The 18545-nt window shown below is 46.1% G+C and carries 16 protein-coding genes; 14 read left to right on the plus strand and 2 right to left on the minus strand.

Features of this window, described 5'->3' with window-relative positions:
* Positions 1-213 precede the first annotated feature (213 nt).
* The 14 genes from BT116_RS04565 to BT116_RS04625 all read left to right on the plus strand — a co-directional run bounded on the left by BT116_RS04565 (position 214) and on the right by BT116_RS04625 (position 14936).
* A complete protein-coding gene (locus tag BT116_RS04565) occupies positions 214-1542 on the plus strand; it encodes a UDP-glucose dehydrogenase family protein (RefSeq protein ID WP_072340475.1) in 1329 nt (442 codons plus the stop codon).
* Positions 1539-2549, plus strand: coding sequence for an NAD-dependent epimerase (locus tag BT116_RS04570; RefSeq protein ID WP_072340478.1), 1011 nt, complete (start codon positions 1539-1541; stop codon positions 2547-2549). Before BT116_RS04565 ends, BT116_RS04570 begins: the two co-directional genes overlap by 4 nt.
* A complete protein-coding gene (locus BT116_RS04575) occupies positions 2539-3003 on the plus strand; it encodes a sugar 3,4-ketoisomerase (RefSeq protein WP_256572527.1) in 465 nt (154 codons plus the stop codon). Before BT116_RS04570 ends, BT116_RS04575 begins: the two co-directional genes overlap by 11 nt.
* 107 nt (positions 3004-3110) lie before the next feature.
* Complete coding sequence (locus BT116_RS30305; protein WP_139209395.1) at positions 3111-3293, plus strand: hypothetical protein; 183 nt, start codon at positions 3111-3113, stop codon at positions 3291-3293.
* 93 nt (positions 3294-3386) lie between these two features.
* Positions 3387-4517 (plus strand): DegT/DnrJ/EryC1/StrS family aminotransferase, encoded by a 1131-nt coding sequence (locus tag BT116_RS04580; protein ID WP_072340481.1) that lies wholly within the window; start codon positions 3387-3389, stop codon positions 4515-4517.
* Positions 4514-5788, plus strand: coding sequence for an O-antigen translocase (locus BT116_RS04585; RefSeq protein WP_072340484.1), 1275 nt, complete (start codon positions 4514-4516; stop codon positions 5786-5788). The genes BT116_RS04580 and BT116_RS04585 overlap by 4 nt, the downstream gene beginning before the upstream one ends.
* A gap of 4 nt (positions 5789-5792) precedes the next feature.
* Entirely contained in the window at positions 5793-6704 is a 912-nt protein-coding gene (locus tag BT116_RS04590; RefSeq protein ID WP_072340487.1) for a glycosyltransferase family A protein, read from the plus strand.
* Positions 6691-8016 carry a hypothetical protein gene (locus tag BT116_RS04595; RefSeq protein WP_072340491.1) on the plus strand — a complete coding sequence of 442 codons (1326 nt, stop codon included), beginning with the start codon at positions 6691-6693 and terminating at the stop codon, positions 8014-8016. Before BT116_RS04590 ends, BT116_RS04595 begins: the two co-directional genes overlap by 14 nt.
* 59 nt (positions 8017-8075) lie before the next feature.
* Positions 8076-9035, plus strand: a complete 960-nt coding sequence (locus BT116_RS04600; RefSeq protein WP_072340494.1) for an NAD-dependent epimerase/dehydratase family protein — start codon at positions 8076-8078, stop codon at positions 9033-9035.
* A gap of 34 nt (positions 9036-9069) precedes the next feature.
* Complete coding sequence (locus tag BT116_RS04605) at positions 9070-10083, plus strand: MraY family glycosyltransferase (RefSeq protein WP_072340497.1); 1014 nt, start codon at positions 9070-9072, stop codon at positions 10081-10083.
* A gap of 103 nt (positions 10084-10186) precedes the next feature.
* The gene (locus BT116_RS04610; RefSeq protein ID WP_072340500.1) at positions 10187-11068 is read left to right on the plus strand and encodes a glycosyltransferase family 2 protein; all 882 of its coding nucleotides are present in this window, start codon (positions 10187-10189) and stop codon (positions 11066-11068) included.
* A gap of 174 nt (positions 11069-11242) precedes the next feature.
* Positions 11243-12076 carry a glycosyltransferase gene (locus BT116_RS04615; protein WP_072340503.1) on the plus strand — a complete coding sequence of 278 codons (834 nt, stop codon included), beginning with the start codon at positions 11243-11245 and terminating at the stop codon, positions 12074-12076.
* A gap of 415 nt (positions 12077-12491) precedes the next feature.
* Positions 12492-14486, plus strand: coding sequence for a polysaccharide biosynthesis protein (locus BT116_RS04620; protein WP_072340506.1), 1995 nt, complete (start codon positions 12492-12494; stop codon positions 14484-14486).
* A 114-nt stretch (positions 14487-14600) separates the two neighbouring features.
* Entirely contained in the window at positions 14601-14936 is a 336-nt protein-coding gene (locus BT116_RS04625; protein ID WP_072340509.1) for a ComEA family DNA-binding protein, read from the plus strand.
* Between the two features lie 437 nt (positions 14937-15373).
* Here the strand turns inward: BT116_RS04625 and BT116_RS04635 are convergent, their stop codons facing one another.
* Both BT116_RS04635 and BT116_RS04640 read right to left on the minus strand, forming a co-directional pair.
* Positions 15374-17425, minus strand: coding sequence for an acyltransferase family protein (locus tag BT116_RS04635; protein ID WP_072340515.1), 2052 nt, complete (start codon positions 17423-17425; stop codon positions 15374-15376).
* A 287-nt stretch (positions 17426-17712) separates the two neighbouring features.
* Positions 17713-18237, minus strand: a complete 525-nt coding sequence (locus BT116_RS04640; protein ID WP_072340518.1) for a GNAT family N-acetyltransferase — start codon at positions 18235-18237, stop codon at positions 17713-17715.
* Positions 18238-18545: the final 308 nt, after the last annotated feature.

Below are 18545 nucleotides of genomic sequence, written 5' to 3' on the forward strand. Positions count from 1 at the left end.
AAATGGGCGGTAATGTCGTTTTCTGGTTCTTGGTAGCTTGAGGTGATTTCGTCATAATGATGGTATTTGAGAAGGCGCCCACTGGTTCGTGCGAATGGCTTCAGCAGCTACTAGCCAAGCAATAGAATTAGCTGAGCGTTTGGTGCCGATGGCGCTCGAGTAATGGCATTCTAATCTTTGGCCATTCAAGACTGGCGTTAAAAAGGAAGTTTAATGAAAATTACTGTTTTTGGTATCGGTTATGTTGGCTTGGTGCAAGGCGCCGTGCTAGCAGAGGTCGGTCACGACGTTATGTGCGTTGATATCGATGCCTGCAAAGTTGAGCGTCTGAAGCAAGGTTATATTCCTATTTACGAGCCGGGCCTGGAACTGTTGGTTAAGGAAAACCATTCTGCTGGCCGACTTAACTTTACTATAGATGCTGCTGAAGCAATTCGGCACGGTGAGGTCCAGTTTATTGCTGTTGGTACACCACCTGATGAGGACGGTTCTGCAGATCTAAAATATGTGTTAGCTGTTGCAGAGTCAATTGGCCAGTATATGGAGAGCCCTCAAATCGTCGTCGACAAGTCCACCGTACCCGTTGGTACGGCTGATTTGGTAACAGCCCGTATCAATCAAGTGCTCTTGGCTCGCGGTCGTCAAGACCTATGCTTCGATGTGGCATCTAATCCTGAGTTTCTAAAGGAGGGTTCTGCGGTTGCCGACTGTATGCGTCCTGATCGCATTATCATTGGGACTGGTAGCTCCGAAACCGAAGAAGTGCTGCGTGAGCTTTTTGCTCCCTTTAACCGCAATCATGAAAAAATCATCGTCATGGATGTGCGAAGCGCAGAACTCACTAAATACGCAGCGAACTGCATGCTGGCGACGAAAATTAGCTTCATGAATGAGATAGCGAATCTCGCTGAAAAATTAGGGGCTGATATCGAAATGGTGCGTCAAGGTATAGGTTCTGACCCCCGTATTGGCTATCACTTTATTTATCCCGGCTGTGGGTACGGCGGCTCCTGCTTTCCGAAAGACGTTCAGGCTCTGATTCGCACTGCAGATGATATCGGCGTTGAAAGCAAGGTCCTTAAGGCTGTAGAAGCGCGTAATGAAGAACAGAAGACTGTATTGTTCAAGAAAATAGAACAGCATTTTGAGGGCGATCTGAGCGGCAAAATTTTTGCTGTGTGGGGGTTGAGCTTCAAGCCTAACACTGATGACATGCGCGAAGCGCCAAGTCGTGTTTTATTAGAGGCATTATGGCGAGCTGGCGCCAAGGTCCAGGCATTTGATCCTGAGGCTATGGAGGAAACACGCCGAATCTATGGTGAGCGGAGTGATCTCACCTTGTGTCCAAACAAGGAGGTAGCCATGCAAGGTGCGGTTGCCTTGATAATAGTGACTGAGTGGCAGAATTTTCGAGTTCCGGATTTTGCGATAATCAGAGCGTCATTGAAACACCCCGTCATTTTTGATGGTCGAAATATCTTTAGTCCTGCAAATATGGCTAAAAAAGGTTTCATTTACTACTCTATTGGTCGTCCGCAATGAAAATATTAGTGACGGGGGGGGCAGGTTTTATCGGTTTTCATCTTACCAAAGCGCTGCTGGAAAACGGACATTCAGTAATTGCAATTGATAATTTGAATGATTATTACGATCCGACGCTGAAGCAGGCGCGTCTTAAATGTCTTGCTGATTTTACCGCATCAAATGAATTGACAAGGTCCTATATATTTAAAGTGTTAGATCTGTCCGACAGAGTTGCAATGTCTGCGCTGTTCGAGTCAACTAAGTTTGATGTGGTAGTGAACCTTGCTGCACAAGCTGGTGTTCGCTATTCAATTGAAAATCCCCATGCGTATGTTGATGCTAACGTCGTCGGTTTTCTCAATGTTCTGGAAGGATGCCGTCGAAGCAACGTAAAACACCTTGTCTATGCCTCTTCAAGTTCTGTCTATGGGATGAATTCGACGCAGCCATTCAGTACGTCTGATCGTGTGGACTATCCAATCAGTTTATATGCAGCAACTAAAAAGTCAAATGAACTGATGGCGCACACGTATAGCCATCTCTTTGGTCTTCCTACTACTGGATTGCGTTTTTTTACTGTTTACGGACCGTTCGGACGTCCCGATATGGCTTATTATAAGTTTACTAAGGCTATTTTAGCGGGCAGTCCAATAGATGTTTATAATCACGGCGAGATGAAGCGTGATTTTACCTATATTGATGATATTGTAAGCGGTGTGATGAAAGTGTTGGATATTGTGCCTGGGCCGCAGCAGGTTGCGGGAACAAATGTTCGAGCGCCTTACAAGCTATACAATATTGGTAATAATAATCCCGTGACGCTAAGGCGATTTATCGATGCGCTCGAAAAGTCATGTGGTAAAAAAGCTGTCGAAAACTCTTTGCCGATGCAGCCTGGCGACGTGCCTGTAACGTTTGCAAATGTCGATGATTTGATAGCGGACACAGGGTTCAGACCTTCTACTTCTATTGAAGATGGTATAGATCATTTTGTAGGCTGGTATAAAAAATACTATGGATATTAAAAATTCTGAATACTGGGCGATGCCGATTTCAGAGTTTGTGGGAGGACAATTGAGCCTGATTAAGTGGATTGATTTTCAAAGCCTAGGTGATGAGCGTGGCGATCTTGTGGCCCTAGAGATCGGTTTGGAAAAAGCCATTCCGTTTGATGTCAAGCGTGTGTACTATATTTATCGCACTGCTGAAGGCGTCAGCAGAGGCTTTCATGCACACCAAAATCTGAAGCAAATTGCCATTTGTGTCGCAGGTAAGTTTAGAATGGTCTTGGATGATGGCCATACCCGCGAAGAAGCTTGGATGGACAATCCAACCAAGGGTTTGCTGATAGAGAGTATGGTCTGGCGAGAAATGCATGATTTTAGCAGTGATTGTGTTCTATTGGTCCTTGCAAGCGAACACTATGATGAATATGACTACATTCGAGACTACCAAGAGTTTCTGAAACTCGTTGACTGATAGTCTAAGTCCGGTGGGCTTGAGATTTTAGATGTCTTGGAGCTTTTGGTTGGAGACTGTCCAAGGTATGCTCGATTAGGGGGGGCTATGGCATGTTGGAGTTTAAAATGAAGGACACTGAAGGTGGACAGCTGCCGGGTAATTTATTTATTCATTCTATAGCTGATGTTCCCTCTAGCGGTTTACATGCTGAGGCAAAAAATTGGCAATTTTGCGTTGTTTTGAAAGATGTAAAGAATGGTGAGGATGCCAATATTTGCTCTCATTATTTTTATGGCGTAGACCGCTGATGACACTGATTCGTCTCGTTCCGGGCTGTTCATTTAGCTACGAGTTCGTTGAGCTTCTGATTTCAACCGTAATCAAGTTTTATAGAGAAGTCCATGATTAATTTCCTCAGCTTACAAGAAGTGAACATCCCTTTCAGAAATGAGCTAATTGAAGCCTGTGCGCGAGTAATCGATTCCGGTTGGTACATTGGTGGGAACGAGTTAGCGCTGTTTGAAAAAGATTTTTCTGATTATTGTGGAACTAAGCATTGTATCGGAGTGGCTAACGGCCTTGATGCATTGATTTTAACACTTCGCGCCTGGAAGGAAATGGGTAAGTTGAAGGACGGGGATGAAGTCATCGTTCCTGCTAATACCTATATTGCCACTGTATTGGCCATTACGGAAAATCGACTTGTTCCTGTATTGGTTGAGCCCGATCTGTGCTCTTTCAATTTGTGCCCCGATAATGTCGAGTCCGCTATTACGGACAAAACCCGTGTCTTAATGCCTGTGCATCTATACGGGCAGCTTTCTGATATGCCAAAACTCCTCAAGATCGCCGAGCGTCACGATCTTTTGATTTTGGAGGACTCGGCGCAAGCTCATGGAGCGAATATTGATAAACGCAAGGCGGGTAATTGGGGGCACGCATCCGGTTTCAGTTTCTATCCAGGTAAAAACTTGGGGGCGCTCGGCGATGCAGGAGCCATTACAACTAACGACGATGAATTGGCGCAAATTCTTAGGGCGCTAGGCAACTACGGGTCACATGAGAAATATAAGAACCTGTATCGAGGAGTCAATAGTCGTCTTGACGAAATTCAAGCTGCAATGTTAAGAGTTAAACTCAAGTATTTGGATGCGAGTACTGCTCATCGTAAAGAGATCGCTAATATCTACATGAAGGGCATCAACAATCCACTCATATCTCTGCCATTGTCTACTAATGTTTCCGCATTGGCGCTGGATGCTCATGTTTGGCATTTGTTCGTGGTTCGTTCCGAGATGCGTGATGCATTGCAAGATCATCTTGCGAGTAAGGGGGTGCAAACTTTGATTCACTATCCGATTCCACCGCATCAGCAACAAGCCTATTGCGACCTGAATCATCTATGTTTTCCTTTGACAGAACGTCTACACAAGGAAGTACTAAGTTTGCCAATTGGTCCAACAATTAGTCACGAACAGGCTGAACAGGTTGTTTCTGCATGTAATAGCTTCCTGAGTAGCTCGTCAGTATGACCCTGATAAAAACCAGTTTACTCAATGGTATTGCTGTAATTATCAAGATGTTGACCTTGTTAGGCATCAACAAAATTCTTGCGATTTATGTTGGCCCGATAGGCTACGCTGCTTTGGGGCAGTTTCAAAATGCCGTCCAAATGATCACTACTTTTGCAAGTGGTGCGATCAATACCGGCGTTGTTAAGTACACAGCCGAATATCATGATGACCCTGATAGACAACACAAAGTTTGGCGTACAGCTGGTAGCATCGCATTTATTGGTTCGGTGCTAACGGCTGTTTTGATTGCACTGTTTAATCAGTCGATGGCAAAGTGGTTTCTAAAGGATGAGCAGTATGGGGGGGTGTTTCTCTGGTTTGCTGCAACATTGATTTTTTTTGTTTTTAATACTTTGATACTGGCGATCCTAAATGGGAAAAAAGAGGTAGGTCGTTATGTGTTGGCTAATATAGCGGGAAGCCTGTTTGCTCTCATTGTAACGAGTGTCATGTCTGTCACTATGGGGCTCTATGGTGCGCTTGTCGCACTTGCAATCTATCAATCGCTGAGCTTCTTTGTGACATGTGCTCTTTTGCTAAAAGCGCCATGGTTTAAATTTAAATATTTACTTGGAGGAATAGATAAAAGCGTTGCTAAGGACCTGGCAAAGTATACGGCGATGGCGCTTACTTCGGCAGCATGTGTTCCGCTTAGCCATATATTTATCCGTAATCATCTGGGTGAAACTCTGGGATGGGAGTCAGCTGGTTATTGGGAGGCGATGTGGAGGTTGAGTAGCGCATACCTTATGTTGGTAACGACCACGTTGGGAGTTTATTATTTACCGCGCTTGGCGGAGTTAAAGTTAGTTAAGGATATAAAAGAAGAGATATTTCAAGGGTACAAAATTATCATGCCTATTGTCGTAATAGGTGCGATTTTGGTATATCTACTTCGAGACCGTGTTGTACATATTTTGTTCAGTGTCGAATTTTATCCAATGCGTGACCTTTTTGCTTGGCAGTTAGTAGGTGATACCTTACGTATAGGTAGTTGGATTGTATCCTATTTGATGTTGAGTAAAGCCATGTTTAAGCCTTTCATGGTGACCGAAGTAGTTTTTTCTGCAATGTTTTATGGCCTGTCTCTAGTTTTTACCCAGTGGCTGGGTATTCAGGGGGTGGTATTGGCTTATGCAATTAACTATCTCATCTATTGGGCGGTAATTTATTTTTTAATATTTAAAAAGTTGGCGGCTGTGTCAGCTGCTCCAATAATGCGCGGGTGACAATATGTTGACAATTTTGGTTCCTTCCTATAATCATGAAAATTATATAGGTCAGTGTCTTTCTTCTGTTTGTCAGGTAAAAATCCCCGGTCTGAAAATTATTGTAATAGACGATGGGTCTACAGACAAAACCGTCGAAAAGGCGAGGGCTGTTCTTGAGTTATATCCGGAATTGGACGTCGAGCTAATTGAGAAAAGTAACTCGGGATTGGTTTCATCGCTTAATATCGGGCTTGGTCGAGCTAGCACTGAATATTTGTATCTCGTGGCGTCTGATGATATTCCTGAACCACTAGGGATATTGCGTTGTATTGACGCTTTGATTGCGGAGCCGCAAGCACAGTTCTGCGTTGGTGGCGCGTTAAATTTATTTGAGGAAAGTGGCTCTCTGAGTAGTGTTTATGCGGAACGGCATAATAGGTTCTTCAACTTAGCCGTCGAAAGTAGGGATGTGGAAGTATTTACGAACTTTCCTTCGCCGGTGCTGTTGCAGTCGACGCTTTTTAGAACTGCTGCGTTAAGGTCGATTGGTGGTTGGGACCCCAAATTAATTTGGGATGATTACCCTACTTTTGTAAAGCTATTTAATATGTTTCCTACGGTGGGCAGAGATTTTCTTTATCTTCCGGATATTGTCGTCGTGAAGTATAGGCATCATGGAAATAATACGTATAAAAATGTTGCGAAACAATTTTATATGTATTTACAAGCTATTGAAGCCCTGGCGCCCGCGCACTTGACAGACTTTGTGCTCGCTAGGAAAGGGGGGTACTATATTTTGTTGGGGGTGCGGTATGGGGATCTTAAAGGGGTACTAAAAATTTTTTCTTTGTTACCTCCAAAGGCGCTATTGAAAGTGCCATTTATTATGGCGAATCTCGCTTTTCGGAAGTTGCTAAAAAATGACGGCCTCTGATTTTTTTGATTTGTTTTTTGCTAATCTGAATGTATTCATACCTTCGATTTCCCTAACTTGTTTTGTGCTCTACTTCACCGTTCGCTTGAAGGCGCTGGCAGGTTATTTAGATCCTATTCATTTTTATTGGACTTTCACTTTTGGTAGTGCTTATGGTGTGGTCATCGGATTGTACTTGCTTGGATATATATCAAATTTTCTATTTTGGTTTGTTTTTTCTTGTGCTCTTTTGTTTATTGCATCTTTCGCTCTGTTTAGTCGCTTTTCATCGAGGGGTGTTAGACGCTTTCTTGTAGTATTGACTGTACCTAAGGGGACGGGAAGCTACGAGTTTTACTTGATACTTTTTTTGTATTTGTGTCTTCTATTAGTTATTCTGATTTTCGTTGGTGCTGGGCTTTTTGCTGAAGCTAATAGGTTTGAGCAGAATAGAGGTTTTGGATTGTACGTTCGTATTGCCGATGCATTTCGACTTTTTGTTTTTGCCTACCTGGCAATTTTGCTAGTACGAGGGTGGAGACAGAATGGAGTGACTGTAAAGAATTTTTTATTATTGTTTTTTTTGGCAGTTTTGATTTTCGTTGGTTCGATTGTGAATGGCTCGAAATTTGCTTTTCTTGAAGCGTTGTATGCTTGTTTTGTTGCGGTTAGTGTTTACTTCTCAAAGCCTAAGTTTAAAGTTGTGTACTTTTCAATTGTTTCGCTGGGGGCACTTTTTTTTGCGCTCTTGGTGTTAACATTTAATCTGCGTAGTAATAATGTTGATACAGAGGCTGATGCCATGTACATGGCTGGTAGCCCGGTGCTGGTTGAACGCCTGGTTTTCCGAGTTCTTGGCAACGCCGACAAATATTTTTTGGGGTTGCCCAATGATGTAGTTGATAAATTGTACACTGACAGCGTGTTGGTCCGTTTCGCTTCGCCAATTATTGGGGTTACCCGTCTCAGTGAAATGCTCGGGTATCCAGTTAATAATTTTAATGTGGGGCGCCAGATTTTGCTGTACTACAATCCGGGGCAAGAAGTTGCAGGTGGGCCAACCAGTCATTTTGACCTCTTTGCTTATAAGTATTTCGGCGTTGAATTCGCTTTTGTTTGGGTAATCATTACTGCATTTTTGTTGGCGACAATAAATTCACTGGGACGAAATGCACCGTCGAATATTTTTTACTGCTCGTTGGTTGCAACCCTCTGGTTGAGAACATTGCCCATACTGTTAGAACCGCCAATAGGCTTCGCGTATATGCTGGACATTGTTTTTCTGTTTTTTTTGGTCAAGCTGATAGGGATGCTTATTCCTCGGAAAGGATGAGGCTGGCATAGCTTGAAGCATATCTGTTTAAAATTTGTGCAGAGCTGTGAGGGGGAAGGGTGACTTCGGTATTGATAACCGGCAGCGGTGGCTTTATTGGGCGTGGGTTGGTCAGTACGTTAACTGAGCGCGATTTCTCTGTTACGGCTGTCACACGCACGGCTGTCATGGAAAATTTTCCAGGTTCGGTGATTCACGCGGATCTCAAAACATTGATCTCTTCGATTCAATACTTTCATGGTATTGATTGTATTGTTCATCTAGCCGGCCGTGCCCATATACTAAATGAAGTCGACTCCGACCCTCTTGCAGCATTTCGGGATGTTAACCGGGATTTGACCGTTGCGCTTGCACGTATAGCCGTAAAGGCAGGTGTGAAACGATTTATATTCATGAGCTCAATAGGCGTCAATGGTACATCATCTGATGGGCGGCCTTTTGATGAGGCGTCTGTACCATCACCACAAGCGGCTTATGCTTTGTCTAAGCTCGAAGCCGAAGATGAGCTTCGCAAATTGCTGGCACCTACAGCGGTGGAGCTCGTTATCATTCGGCCACCAATGGTGTATGCGGCTCACGCCCCAGGGAATTTCCAGCGTCTTCTAAAGCTTGCTGCATCAGGTATTCCGTTGCCGTTTGCAAGTATTAATAACCGGCGTAGCATGATTGCTTTGGAAAATTTGGTTGATTTTATCGCCTTGTGCATAGATCATCCCTCCGCCGCTGACGAACTTTATTTGATCTCAGATGGAACTGACGTCTCCACTCCGGATATAGTCCGGCATTTATGTACAGGTTTGCGGCAGAATGCCCGCTTAATACCCGTGCCCACCGAACTCATGCGCTTGGGTGCCTTTTTGATTGGTAAGCAAGCAATGTATACGCAATTATGTGACTCGTTACTCATAGACTCCAGCAAGGCGCGCAACCAACTTGGATGGAAGCCAAAACTGTGTGCTGAGAATGCGCTGATCCAAACGGGACGTAAATTCGCTGAACTGCGTAAGTACGGTAATTGAAATTTTCTGCTTTGTTTTAATAGGGATTTTGCTAATGCTATTTTGGTGGCTTTTTCCGATTGTTATTTGCTTTTCATTAGTGCTCACCGGTATGTTGCGTCATTATGCACTAACTAATAGTGTTATCGACATCCCCAATGCCCGAAGCTCCCATTCGTTACCAACTCCACGTGGGGGGGGGATGGCAATTGTGTTGAGCTTTCTTGTGGTCACCCCTATTTTTGGAATTTTGGGACTTGAGTCCTGGTCCTTAATCTGGGCGTTACTAGGATCAGGGGCCGCCATCGCTGCATTAGGTTTTCTAGATGATCATGGCCATATTGCAGCACGTTGGCGTTTGCTTGGCCATTTTGCAGCCGCTGTTTGGGCGCTATTCTGGCTAGGTGGCCTACCTTCTGTGACGTTCTTCGGTATTCAGTTAAACATGGGGTGGTTTGGACACCTATTGGCTGTGCTCTATATGGTATGGATGTTAAACTTGTACAACTTTATGGATGGTATCGACGGTCTCGCTAGTGTTGAGGCCGTTTGTGTCTGTCTTGGTGGGTGCTTACTTTATGTGGTGGTTGGTGAGCCCTCGACTACATATGTCCCTTTGTTACTGGTTTGTGCAGTATTAGGCTTTTTGTTTTGGAACTTTCCACCTGCTCGTATTTTCATGGGAGATGCGGGTAGTGGTTTCCTGGGAATTATCCTTAGCATTTTCTCTTTACAGGCAGCATGGATTGCTCCGCAATTTATGTGGAGCTGGATAATTTTACTCGGCGTATTTGTTGTTGATGCCACCTTCACATTGCTGCGACGACTGCTGCGAGGAGATAAGGTGTACGAGGCACATCGTAGTCATGCTTATCAGTTTGCTTCACGTCACTTCGGCTCTCATTTGAGTGTGACATTGTCGGTAGGAGCCATCAATTTACTTTGGTTACTACCCATGGCAATCTGGGTTGGAGTCGGTGGTATTGACGGGGTATTGGCAACCTTTATAGCCTATTTACCATTAGTTGGACTTGCGATTAAGTTTCAGGCAGGTGCACTCGAAGATTAATGGTGTATTGGTGCGATCTTGATGGCGCACGGACGGTGCTTTTAAGTTTGCTAGGGTATGCAAACGTAACTGAGCCATATTTTATTTAGCTGGAAGATTTGTCATGAGTCGAAAGATCGCTGTAATCTTGACTGTTTATAACCCAGATGTGAGTGAACTGGCAACCAACCTTCATTCCTATAGCGATCAAGTCGATGTGGTGGTTCTCACGGATAATTCCGACTCTACATTGGCTCAGCAACAGGTGCAGGCACTATCTGAGAATTTTTTTAATTTGTATCTTAATCAATTGTCTGAAAATTTGGGTATTGCCAAAGCACAGAATTTGGGGGTTGAGGTTGCAAAAGGTTTAGGATGTACTTTTTTTATAGAAATGGACCAGGATACTGGGCTTCCGGCAAACTATGTGAGTTCTCTATTGCAGCGGTTTGATCAGCTGGATGAGGGGCGCAAAATTGTGGGTGGGATTGGACCGGTTGCATTAAAAAAAGATACGAACGATGTATACCACGGACGGAATAGAGCCTTGGGCTGTACTACTGTTGAATATACCCTTAGCTCCGGTTTTCTCATGCCACTTTATGCCTTTGAGCGCGTGGGAAAAAAAAATGAAGATTTATTTATTGATTTCGTAGACTGGGAATGGTGCTGGCGTAGTCGTGCTGCGGGACTGAATGTTTTTATCGATACATCCCTTGAGATAGCTCATATGCTGGGTGATGGGCACAAAAACATTTTGGGTTTTAAAATTGGCGTGCCGGCGCCTATTCGACATTATTATCAATATAGAAATTTTTTATATTTTTTCGATAAAAAATATGTTCCTACACGTTGGAAAATAAAATACTCATTGATCATGGCGTTAAAAATATTTGTGTTTTTACTTATCTTTGATCAGAAAAAGAGGCGACTGGGGTTTGTGTTTAAAGGGATTAAGGATGGTATTCTACGTAAGGTCGGAAAAATTGATCGCGGTTTAGTATGATTTTTTGGCCTCGGTCAAATGTCAGGGCCGCCCTGATAGCAAAGCTTGACAAGTGGTAGAATAACATAGGTTTAGCCACGGCTGCGCTTTTGGTTGGGCACCTTATAGATACGAATCAGGCCGATGGCGTTAGACGAACGTACATAGGTGTCAATACCTAGCTGGAGTTGAGTGATGTCGGGTGAAAAGAATAGAATACAGTCGGTAACTGACTTTTCAGTGTTGATGTCTATTCATGCCTCAGAGCAGTCGAATTATTTGGAAGCGTGTTTTGAGAGTTTGCTGAGACAGAGCTTGCAAGCTTCCGAAGTTGTGCTTGTTGAAGATGGTCCGCTCCCAAAAAATTTGAGCAAAAGCATTGAAAGGTTTCGCAGTGTACTACCGTTGATTAGCGTTAAGTTAGAAAGAAATATTGGACTGGCATGCGCCCTTAATGAAGGGTTGCGGTATTGTCGCCATGAAATAGTTGCTCGTATGGATACAGACGATGTGTGTGTTCCCGAGCGATTTGAAAAGCAAGTTAAATTTATGTTGAGACATCCTGATATTGATGTGCTCGGAGCGATGGTCGAAGAGTTTGACAGTTCTATGCAACACTCCCTCGGTATTCGTCGGCTACCTCTTGCTCATACGGAGCTCCTCCGATTTGCAAGAATGCGTAGTCCAATTAGTCATCCGACGGTTATGTTTAAGAAGCAGGCTGTTCTTGATGTCGGCGGTTATCCTCCTTTTCGAAAAGCACAAGATTATGCACTTTGGTCGTTAATGCTAACGAAGAACTATCGCATGCAGAATATGGACGAGGTGTTACTAAAAATGCGTGCGGGAAATAGTATGATGGCCCGACGTGGTCATGAGTATCTTAAGCATGAGCTCGCGATTCTTAAGTTTCAGCGGAATATCGGTTTTATTAGTTTTCGGGAGTATTTGTTTAATTACATAGTCCGAACGGTGGTTCGCTGTTCTCCTATGTCAATTAAGAAAATACTCTACCGTTTTGCACGATAGTTTTGCAATTTTACTAATTTGTCAGTTGTGATTGATGGTGGGGTTTAATTGTAGGCTAGCTCATGACTAAAGCATGCAATTAAAATCTAGCTGCAATGTTAGGTCATTTCTTATGTTTCTCCATCGGCGGAATATACAACCTTGCTACTCCTCATGGTCTGGAATTGCATAGGTCAAGACTGCGCTACCTGCGCATGATAGAAGGGAAGGTGCATCGGTTTTGGTTCTGGCGTATCGTTATGTATTGATGATAGCTGTCGAGCTCCATGATGGTGGGCCACAGAGGTCTCTTCATCAATAGAAGACGAGTCTGATGCTCTTTCGTGCGGTTCCGCCGAGGACCGAACACCAAGGTGACTTACAGTCGGAAATGGATACTGTTTTTAAGGAGCTAGCGAAGGTGCATGAAGGGGTTATGAGCAAATTTAGAACAGCCTTGCTGGGATTGCCGAGACGCCACAAGCGCGCAATCCAGCTGGCAACGGACGTTGTACTTGTCTGGGTCGCCCTATGGCTGGCGTTCGTCGTTCGACTGGGCGTCGAAGCATTGGCCAGCCCAATTGAAACGCACCTTTGGCTGTTCGCATCGGCTCCGTTGATCGCTATTCCGATCTTCATCCGCTTTGGCATGTATCGCGCGGTCATGCGCTATTTCGGTAACGACGCGCTGATCACAATTTGCAAGGCTGTCAGCCTTTCTGCCTTGCTGCTGGCCCTGGTGGTGTATTGGTACAGCAACCATAAAACCGTGGTGCCACGGTCCATCATCTTCAACTATTGGTGGCTGAGCCTGATCATGATTGGCGGCTTGCGCCTGATGATGCGGCAGTACTTCCTGGGGGACTGGTTTACCGCAGCCCAGCATGTGCCCTTCACCAACCGTGACGACGGTCTGCCCAAGGTTGCTATTTATGGTGCCGGGGCCGCAGGTAACCAGCTGGTGGCTGCGTTGCGCATGGGGCGGGTGATGCGACCGGTCGCGTTCATCGATGATGACAACAGCATCGCTGACCGCGTGATCGCTGGGCTACAGGTCTACGCGCCCAAGCATATCCAGAAAATGATCGACACAACCGGCGCGCAGGAAATTCTACTGGCGGTGCCTTCCTCGTCACGTGGGCGCCGTCGGGAGATTTTGACGCTGCTTGAAGGCTTCCCCCTGCATGTCCGTAGCGTCCCTGGGTTCATGGATCTGGCCAGCGGCCGGGTCAAGGTCGATGATATCCAGGAGGTGGACATCGCGGACCTTCTCGGGCGCGATCCGGTCCCCGCACAGCCCGATTTGCTAGAGCATTGCATCACTGGCCAGTCGGTCCTGGTCACTGGAGCCGGTGGCTCGATCGGCTCCGAGCTTTGTCGGCAAATCCTGGCACTGAAGCCGACTACTTTGCTGCTGTATGAGCATAGCGAATTCAATCTCTATAGCATTCTGTCTGAGCTTGAGCCTCGAGTGGTTCGGGAGTCGCTGTCGGTTCGGTTGCTGCCTATCCTTGGATCGGTACGAGATCAGGACAAACTGCTGGACGTGATGAAGACCTGGAATGTCGATACGGTCTATCACGCCGCCGCCTACAAGCATGTCCCGATGGTCGAACACAACATTGCCGAAGGCGTCCTGAACAATGTGATCGGGACGTTGAATACGGCACAGGCTGCGTTGCAGGCAGGCGTATCGAACTTCGTGCTGATCTCTACCGATAAAGCGGTGCGCCCAACCAATGTAATGGGCAGCACCAAGCGGCTTGCAGAACTGACCTTGCAGGCCCTTAGCCGCGAACTGGCCCCTGTGTTATTCGGTGACAAGGCCAACGTTTCAAGGGTCAATAAAACCCGTTTCACCATGGTTCGGTTCGGCAATGTGTTGGGGTCATCCGGTTCGGTTATTCCTCTGTTCCACAAACAGATCAAGTCCGGCGGGCCGTTGACCGTCACGCACCCAAAAATCACGCGTTACTTCATGACCATTCCCGAGGCCGCTCAGTTGGTCATACAGGCGGGGTCCATGGGGTTGGGCGGAGACGTGTTCGTGCTGGACATGGGCGAACCGGTAAAGATCGTCGAGCTGGCGGAGAAGATGATTCACTTGTCTGGCTTGAGCGTCCGTTCGGAAAAGAACCCCCACGGCGACATTTCAATCGAGTTCACCGGCCTGCGTCCAGGCGAGAAACTTTACGAAGAATTGCTGATTGGCGATAACGTCGTCGCCACCCAGCACCCGATGATCATGAGCGCCAATGAGGACCATCTGTCTTGGGACACGCTCAAGATCAAGTTGGCTGAATTGCTGGCCGCCATCGAGCACGATGACTACACCAGGGTCCGCCAGCTGCTTCGGGACACTGTCAGCGGTTACGCTCCCGACGGCGAGATTGTCGACTGGATCTACCAGCAACGCCGTCTCGAACCCTGATTGTTACATACCCTGTAACGTAGACATTTTTGACAGCGACACCTCATCGCCTAAGTTTGAGAGGCAGCTTCGGAAAAGCTGCTTCTCTCTTAACGATGTCATGGAGCGTCATTTATGCGTACAGGCTATTTCTACTCTCTGGTTTTTGCCTTCCTCACCAGCGCCTCGATCGGCGCTGTCGCGGCCCCAGCGGTCAAGCCTGAGATGGTCGCTACGCCGCAAGCAGTGGAGCAGTCAGCCAAAACGCAGAGTACCAAGGTGGATTTAAACGGGGCGGATGCTGCCACGTTGCAGCGCGAGCTGTCAGGGATAGGGAAGGGCAAGGCCGAGGCGATTGTTGCGTATCGGGAGAATAATGGGCCGTTCTCTTCGGTGGAGGAGTTGCTGGAGGTCAAGGGAATCGGCAAGGCGATTCTCGACAGGAACCGTGACAAGCTGGAAGTGAATTGAGTTTGTGATTGAAGGAGGCCAGTCTAATTGACTGGCCTTTCGCTGCCTAACTGGTGAAAATTTTGGACGAATTCTGAAAAAGTCCCGCTGTTGCATAAATAATAAATAAGCGCTTCATAAAAATCCACGTCAAACCCACCGTCTGATCCCGGACGCTCTGCTCTGCGCTCCTGATCTTTTTCTGGAGCCCATCCGCGATGATGCGACGCCAAAGTCGAAAAATCTCTCTACCCCAACCCCTCGACTTCCGAAAATCCATTGAGAGCCTTGCTGCGCGAGTCGAGTTGGGCATTAAGGTCGCCGGTATTCGCCCCATGCTTTTCGTCTCTTTCTCAACAAGGCTCGCAACGGCGTGAAGATTGTGTATTAGGAACGCAACTTTCTGCTTTTGGCTTAAGCGTTTAAGGTGGTGGGGGGCTCACGCGCCCCGAGCCCATTCACTTAACGCTGCTCTCTATGAAGGCGGCCAAGTTTCTCGCCACGATTCCGCTTCCAGCTTCGCTCAGATGATGGCCGTCACGGTAAAAGATATGGTCTTTGTCGGCTGATGCACACTTTACCGAGTCGCAGAATGGCTTCGTCGAGTCGAAAACATAGACATTGGGATTCTTGGCTTTTGCATCCGCTAAAACTTGATCGTAAACTTTGGTCCGCTCGTCGTATTCCTGGCGATCCACGTCACAGTTCACAACGTTCGTCTTGAATGGCCTGCTTAGGCACGCTTTTGGATGCGCCCTGAATTCCGGAACGTCTTTGATCAGGACAACTTTTTTTCCCTGCTTTGTTATTTCAGAGATCGCAGCGTCTAGGCCGGCTTTATAGATTTCTAGCTTTTTGGATACTTCGTTCTGCTCTCCTAAGACAAGTCGATAATCCGGGTTCTTGTCGTTTATTCTGGCGTGTTCCGGGGAGAATCCGTGATCTGAGAAGTACAATGGCCCTAAGGCTGCCAATGCAACCACCCGGACGTTGCTTTCCTTGATGATTTCCAGTGACTTGTAGTTTGCCTTTTCGCAGGCATCCTTAGGCATGTTTGCAAGCCAGACTTTTACCCCGCGCAACGGTGGGCAACTATGTCTCCCGATTACAAGCCAGTTTTTTGGTGTCTCTTTTTTTAATCCTGGGATGATGTGTTCCGCATGACTATCACCCCATAAGATATAATCTATCGGTGCGCCTTCTTTGGTCTGGTTACACCAGCTCATTTCAGCCATCGTCGGATCGGTAGATTTACATTTGGTAAGCGAGTAGCGCTGCAGGTCCGCGGACTTCTGCTTCAGGTTCGCCACAATTTGTCGAGACTGGACGCCTTCATGCTTAAATACGTAGAAGCCGAAAGTACCAACCGCCAGCATGGTAGCGAACAAAATCGTGGTCCTTTTACCGCTGGTTGAGAAAAACCTAATAGGGCGCTCGACGAATTTATAGGTTGCCCATGCCAGCACAATTGAAATCGCTACAGCTGCGATTCTGATTTCTACTGGCGGCTCCTCTGCCTCAATAATCCTGGCAAAAGATAAGATAGGCCAGTGCCATAGATACAGCGGGAAGCTTATCAGCCCGACCCACACCATTATTCTGTTGGATAGTATGTATTTGTTGATGACCGATTTTGATCCTGCGCCGATAATTAACGCTGTACCCATGACTGGGAGAATCGCCCAATATCCCGGGAACAATCGTTCCTTGGTTATTATCAAAAAACCTGCTGTCAACATCGAAAGTCCTACCAAAGACTGAATATTTTTGATCGTGTTATCGCTGTGCTTGTCAATTTTTTGATAGATAATTCTGGACGTGGCGACTCCCACTAAACTGTAAATTTCGGACAGGATGGCTACTCGGTATACTGATAAATAGGCAATTATCGAACCGACGAGTAATTCCCAAAAACGTGTTTGTGGAGAGTAGAAAGTCGTTGAAGGGTCGCTCTGTCTAATGCTTATATTTATGTAGAATGAGGCGGCGGCCATAGCCAAGATAGCAGATAGACGGTTTAAATTTGATTTCCAAAGAGTAAATAGGAGGACGGGCCAAATTATATAAAATTGTTCCTCCACCCCCAAGGACCATAAATGCAAAAGCGGCTTTGTCTCGGATATATTATCGAAGTATCCGCTCTCAGACCACAGGACTATATTCGCAACAAAACCGGCTCCTCCTGCAGCATGCTTGCCGAGCTGAGCGTATTCATCTGCCAGCAACGCAATCCAGCCAAAGGCAAGACACGACAGCAAGACTAATATTAAAGCTGGGTAGATTCGGTTTATCCTCCTGCTGTAAAAGTCGAAAACGCTGAAGCTTCCATTGTCGAGTCCGGTGAAAAGTATTTTCGAGATCAGGTAGCCTGAGATCACAAAGAAAACATCAACACCAATGAATCCACCTTTCAAGAAGGATGGGAATGCATGAAATGCTACGACCGATAAAACTGCTATGGCCCTTAGGCCATCGATATCCGGTCTATATACAGTGTGCTTGCTTTGCATGAGTTTCCTTGCAATTAATGCCAAGACGTTGATCGAGTATAAATATTGGCTCTAGATAGCTCGATAATTGAGTCGCGACTCTTAAGTGCTTTTGCGACGTGATGGCTTTTGCCGTTAGCAAAAATTTCAAGGGCGGCGCTTGGTGTTGCTGGATTGATCACCGCTGCTACCCTTACAATATTGCTCTCATGGTACGAGAACATTAGTGGTTTCTCGAGCGATGTGTCTGGGGTAGGGGGGCTAAAGTAGCCCACTGTATCGTCCATCGATTATCCGCTTTAAATTAATTAGGATAGCAGTTTGCTTGCGAGTTTTTCCTTGGATAATGCGACTAATGATGGGGTTATTTCAAACAATATGTCAAGGTCGGTCTCTCCAGTCCTATATGCTCCCATTTTTTCGTGGAAAGATATAACCTTGGTGTTTTCTTTTCGTACGTCAAAATGACACTTTGTAAAGCCGAGATGCTCAAATCCGAATTGGTAGATTAGGAACGAGCTTTCTATTGCGGCGTAGCGTGTCTTGTCTTCGTTCAAGATCCAGCTTCCCCAACTAAATGAGTTGTCACGAATATCATAAATTCGCACGGTTCCGCATGGCACGCCGTCAAGTCTCTCAATAATAAAGTAATATTGAAGGCCGGCTGCTTCATCTGATTTGTAGTTTCTGATCCAACTCCGTTGGACTTCTATATCAGAGACTACTGACGATAAATGCCTGCTATAGTTTTCATCAAGCCGAAGCGTTAGAACAAATTCTGCATCAGATTCTTCAATTAGCCGTAGTAGGATTGATTTTGACGATAGTTTCATGCGTTGTTGGGTCCTTTTGAGTTGAGGATCGAAGTTTAGTTTATTGCTCAGTCAAATGAAAATAGGCTGGCGCCGCTCGCGCGTTTGCCGTCCTACTAGCGGTCAGTCAAGCAGACGGCCATTCCTGCACTACGACGCAAACCAGGTAGCTACCCGTGCCGTCCTGATGCTTGCCGACATGTTCAGGCGCGTTGATCAAAGGCGGGAGATCAGGCGGGATGTGCTAGTGACAGCCATGGATTGACCTTCGAGCAGGCGTTTGTTCTTTCAAATGTCTTCATTCGGCTATGTGGTTTACTGCGGAAGAC

Origin of the sequence: Pseudomonas sp. NFACC16-2 (genome assembly GCF_900119205.1) — a bacterium.
In the GTDB taxonomy this organism is placed as follows: Bacteria; Pseudomonadota; Gammaproteobacteria; order Pseudomonadales; family Pseudomonadaceae; genus Aquipseudomonas; species Aquipseudomonas fluorescens_Q.

Coding starts and splice junctions, on each gene's coding strand:
- BT116_RS04565 (WP_072340475.1), top strand. CDS start 214: ATGAAAATTACTGTTTTTGGTATCGGTTATGTTGGCTTGGTGCAAGGC.
- BT116_RS04570 (WP_072340478.1), top strand. CDS start 1,539: ATGAAAATATTAGTGACGGGGGGGGCAGGTTTTATCGGTTTTCATCTT.
- BT116_RS04575 (WP_256572527.1), top strand. CDS start 2,539: ATGGATATTAAAAATTCTGAATACTGGGCGATGCCGATTTCAGAGTTT.
- BT116_RS30305 (WP_139209395.1), top strand. CDS start 3,111: ATGAAGGACACTGAAGGTGGACAGCTGCCGGGTAATTTATTTATTCAT.
- BT116_RS04580 (WP_072340481.1), top strand. CDS start 3,387: ATGATTAATTTCCTCAGCTTACAAGAAGTGAACATCCCTTTCAGAAAT.
- BT116_RS04585 (WP_072340484.1), top strand. CDS start 4,514: ATGACCCTGATAAAAACCAGTTTACTCAATGGTATTGCTGTAATTATC.
- BT116_RS04590 (WP_072340487.1), top strand. CDS start 5,793: ATGTTGACAATTTTGGTTCCTTCCTATAATCATGAAAATTATATAGGT.
- BT116_RS04595 (WP_072340491.1), top strand. CDS start 6,691: ATGACGGCCTCTGATTTTTTTGATTTGTTTTTTGCTAATCTGAATGTA.
- BT116_RS04605 (WP_072340497.1), top strand. CDS start 9,070: ATGCTATTTTGGTGGCTTTTTCCGATTGTTATTTGCTTTTCATTAGTG.
- BT116_RS04610 (WP_072340500.1), top strand. CDS start 10,187: ATGAGTCGAAAGATCGCTGTAATCTTGACTGTTTATAACCCAGATGTG.
- BT116_RS04615 (WP_072340503.1), top strand. CDS start 11,243: ATGTCGGGTGAAAAGAATAGAATACAGTCGGTAACTGACTTTTCAGTG.
- BT116_RS04620 (WP_072340506.1), top strand. CDS start 12,492: ATGAGCAAATTTAGAACAGCCTTGCTGGGATTGCCGAGACGCCACAAG.
- BT116_RS04625 (WP_072340509.1), top strand. CDS start 14,601: ATGCGTACAGGCTATTTCTACTCTCTGGTTTTTGCCTTCCTCACCAGC.
- BT116_RS04635 (WP_072340515.1), bottom strand. CDS start 17,425: ATGCAAAGCAAGCACACTGTATATAGACCGGATATCGATGGCCTAAGG.
- BT116_RS04640 (WP_072340518.1), bottom strand. CDS start 18,237: ATGAAACTATCGTCAAAATCAATCCTACTACGGCTAATTGAAGAATCT.